Raw genomic sequence first — 3547 nt, forward strand, 5'->3', positions numbered from 1 at the left:
CCTCGACCGGGCGTGGCGGACGGGTCGGGTCGTGGAGGTCACGCGGACGCCGGCGTGGCGTGCCGAGGTCGACCACTCGGTGGCGGGAGGCCTCGAGGGAGCAGTCCGCGGGGCGGGTGCGCGGGTGCTCGGCGTGGACCACGGCCGGCGGGTGGTGTTGACCGTCGCCGGGGAGCTCGAGGTGCTGGGGCCGATCCTGGCGACCCGGACCTCCGGTGGGGTCGAGTGGCAACCCGCAGGGGTGGCGACCACCGAGAACGCGGTGCGGTGCCGAGATATGGAATCCTGACGGTATGAGCATGCAGCCCTACCAACCGAACTCGATCGAGGTCCAGAAGCAGCAGGTGCGCAAGGATGCGCGCACCACGGCGATCGCGCTGGGCGTGACCGTGGTGGCGCTGCCGATCGCGTTGTTCGCCAGCTCGTTCTTCACCGTGGTGGCGATCCTCGCCGGGATCGTGGCGATCTACAAAGGCAACCAGGTGCGCCAGGCCATCTCGGGCAAGCCCAAGAATCGCGAACTGTACTGACGGATCCGGATCGACCGTGGGCGTCCCCGGTCAGCCGTGGCGGCGGACCACGTCGGTGAGATCCGCCCGATCGGCCCGGAAGGTGTTGGCGGGGTGCTCGGGGTCGGCGTAGCCGAAGGCGATCCCGCACACGATCAGCCGGTCCTCACCGATCCCGAGGTGCTCGCGGACCCCGTCCGAGTAGAGCGCGAGCGCGGCCTGGGCGCAGGTGGCCACGCCCAGCGAGGACGCCGCCGCGAGGAACGTCGCCACATAGCCACCGCAGTCCACCGCGCCGTAGGTGCCCAGGCCCGCGTCCGAGGTGATCACCGCGACGTGCGGGGCGCCGAAGAACCGGTAGTTCTCCAGCATCTGCGTGAGCCGTGCCTCCTTGTCCGAGCGCTCGATGCCCAGCGCGGTGTAGAGGCCGTACCCGCTGGCCCGCCGCCGTTCGCCGTACACGCCCTCGTAGCGCTCGGGTGCCGGCAGGTCCGAGCGCATCCCGTTGGCCAACACGTACTCCGTGAGGTGCTTGCCGAACTCGGTTGTCGCGTGCCCGGTCACCAGGTCGACCTGCCACGCCTGCGAGTTGCACCAGGACGCCGTGCGCTGGGCCATCTGCAGGATCCGGTCGATCGTCTCCTCGGGAACGGGGTCGGAGGTGAACCCTCGGCAGCTGTAGCGGTCGTCGAGGATCCGCTCGAGCGTGGCGGCGGCGTCGGTCATGGGCCCTCCAGGAGGTCGTGCGGGACTGTGATGTCAGTCTCGCACGGGGGGCACGCGGCCCCCGGCCGGGGCCCGTCCCGAGCCCCGGCCGGATCCTTCGTGCAACCGGGTGACCGCGGTGGGATCAGTCCGCCGGGTTCCCGGCCACGTCCACGCTCCAGGTGACGCCGAACCGGTCCGTCAGCATCCCGAAGCCGGCGCTCCACGCGGACGCCGCGAGGGGCTCGATGACCGTCGCACCCTCGGCGAGTGCGCTCCAGTACCCCTCCGCCTCACCGAGGGAGCTGACGCTGACGGAGTCGAAGAACGGCTGATCGGTCACCGTCATGCCGTTCTGGCGGGTCGTGAGACCACCGAAGGGCTCGTCGCGTCCGGGGATGTCGTACGCCATGACGCTGAAGCCGCAGTCCGCGGTGACGCGGCCGAAGACCACCTTCCCGGCGTCCGGGGCGTCCTGGGGCATCCCGACCTCGCCATAGGTCGTGATGTGCACCTCGCCGCCGAAGGCGCGCTGGTAGTGCGCGAGCGCCTCCCGTGCGGTGCCGGGCAGGTTGAGATGTGTGGTGGTGGTGACTGACATGGTGACTCCCTCGGGTGGGACCGGATCCGCGGCGATCTGCCGCTCGGCTCCATCGTGTCGGGGCTCGAGGACACGGGGTGTCCTCTTTTCCGGGAGAATGGGACCATGAGCGGAGCTCCCGAGCGGACACTGGCGTTGCTCTCCCTCCTGCAGTCCCCGAGGAGTTGGCGGGGTGAGGAGTTGGCGCAGCGCCTGGAGGTGACGACCCGCACCGTGCGTCGTGACGTGGACCGCCTCCGCGAGTTGGGGTACCGGATCCAGGCGGTGAAGGGGCCCGACGGCGGGTACCGGATGGAGTCGGGGACGGAGTTGCCGCCCCTGAGGTTCGACGACGACCAGGCGGTCGCGATCGCCATCGCCCTGCGACACTCGGCCGCCGCGGGTGTCGAGATGGGTGATGCCGCGCACCGCGCGCTGGCGACGGTACGACAGGTGATGCCCTCACGACTGCGGCACCGGATCGACGGGATCCGGTTCGACAACTCAGCCCACCCCACCGGAGTCGACTCCACCGGCGTCACCCCCGCCGTCGTGGAGGCCGTCAGCGAGGCGGTGCGGAGGAGGATGACCCTGCGCTTCGGCTACCGCGACCCCGATTCACCGTCCCGGCGGACACAACCGCACGGGGTGGTGGCGCGGAACGGACGCTGGTACCTGGTCGCGTGGGACCTGGACAGGGACGACTGGCGCACGTTCCGGCTGGATCGCATGACCCCACGACTACCCACCGGGCCCGCCTTCGAGGCCAGGGGGATCCCGACCGGCACCGCGACGGGATTCCTCGCGAGCCGGTCGAAGGGGTCCGCCCACGACGACGCGTGGCCGTGCGTCGGGGAGGTCGAGATCGACCTCCCCGTGACCGACGTGGCCCGCTGGGTGCACGACGGCGAGGTCGAGGCGCTGTCGGCGGACTCCACCCGGGTGACGCTCGGGTCGTGGTCCTGGGCCGGCGTGATCGCCGCGGTCGTGCGTTTCGACGCCGGGTTCCGCGTCCTCGGCCCCGACGAACTGCTCCGGGCGGCGCGGGAGCTCGAGACCCGGCTGGCCGCCGCGCGGACACCCCGTGACGGTGTCCCGACCGGTTAGCGACGACCGGTCTCGCTATCCTCGCCCTATGGCAGTGCGGGTGGACGCGTGGACGTGGTCGGTGCGGCTGTTCCCGTCGCGGACCAAGGCGGCGGCCGCCTGCCGCGGCGGGCACGTCAAGGTCAACGGGGAGGCGGTGCCACCGTCGAAGGCCGTCGTGCCCGGAGATCGCGTCCAGGTGACGGGCACGCTCGGTCGGATCCGCGTCCTCGAGGTGGTCCGGACGGTCAACAAACGGGTGGGCGCCCCCGTCGCCGTGACCTGCTACATCGATCACTCGCCACCGCCCCCTCCCAGGGAGGTGCTGGCCTCACAGCCGCGGCGGGAGAGGGGAGCGGGGCGGCCGACCAAGCGAGAGCGACGCGAGACCGACCGCCTCCAGGGCCGCGGGTAGGGCCGGTCAGTCGTCCGAGCGGACGATCAGCACGACCGGCGACCCGGCCAGCAGGTCACCGACGTCCACCCGGCCGGAGATCGACGAGCCGTCCGGGCGTACCACCCAGGTGCCCTCCGGGAGCAGGACCTCGGTTCCGCCGAACTCGCCGGCCCCGACCACCGCGGTCCGCCGCCTGGCGATCATGCCGACCGCCGCACGCCCGTCGACGAACCTGGTGAACGCCACCACGTCGGCGGCGGCGGGCCCCCG

The 3547-nt window shown here is 71.8% G+C and carries 5 protein-coding genes and 2 pseudogenes; 4 read left to right on the forward strand and 3 right to left on the reverse strand.

What is annotated here, in order from left to right:
- Nucleotides 1-289, forward strand: a pseudogene (locus tag G6017_RS14200) (IMPACT family protein); the annotation flags it as partial.
- Between the two features lie 4 nt (nucleotides 290-293).
- Entirely contained in the window at nucleotides 294-530 is a 237-nt protein-coding gene (locus tag G6017_RS14205; RefSeq protein ID WP_179525086.1) for a hypothetical protein, read from the forward strand.
- A gap of 30 nt (nucleotides 531-560) precedes the next feature.
- Here the strand turns inward: G6017_RS14205 and G6017_RS14210 are convergent, their stop codons facing one another.
- Nucleotides 561-1235: a nitroreductase family protein gene (locus tag G6017_RS14210; protein WP_182609566.1), complete on the reverse strand. Its 675-nt coding sequence runs from the start codon at nucleotides 1233-1235 to the stop codon at nucleotides 561-563.
- Nucleotides 1236-1359: 124 nt separating this feature from the next.
- On the reverse strand, nucleotides 1360-1815 hold the full coding sequence (locus G6017_RS14215) for a VOC family protein (protein WP_182609567.1): 456 nt from the start codon (nucleotides 1813-1815) through the stop codon (nucleotides 1360-1362).
- Nucleotides 1816-1920: 105 nt separating this feature from the next.
- On the opposite strand from G6017_RS14215, the gene G6017_RS14220 reads away from it, so the two are divergent.
- On the forward strand, nucleotides 1921-2901 hold the full coding sequence (locus G6017_RS14220; RefSeq protein WP_182617947.1) for a helix-turn-helix transcriptional regulator: 981 nt from the start codon (nucleotides 1921-1923) through the stop codon (nucleotides 2899-2901).
- A 28-nt stretch (nucleotides 2902-2929) separates the two neighbouring features.
- Nucleotides 2930-3295: an RNA-binding S4 domain-containing protein gene (locus tag G6017_RS14225; protein ID WP_179525090.1), complete on the forward strand. Its 366-nt coding sequence runs from the start codon at nucleotides 2930-2932 to the stop codon at nucleotides 3293-3295.
- A gap of 6 nt (nucleotides 3296-3301) precedes the next feature.
- Here the strand turns inward: G6017_RS14225 and G6017_RS14230 are convergent.
- Nucleotides 3302-3547: pseudogene (locus G6017_RS14230) on the reverse strand (malto-oligosyltrehalose synthase); the annotation flags it as partial.

This window comes from Dietzia sp. B44 (assembly GCF_014145245.1).
Classification (GTDB): Bacteria; Actinomycetota; Actinomycetes; order Mycobacteriales; family Mycobacteriaceae; genus Dietzia; species Dietzia natronolimnaea.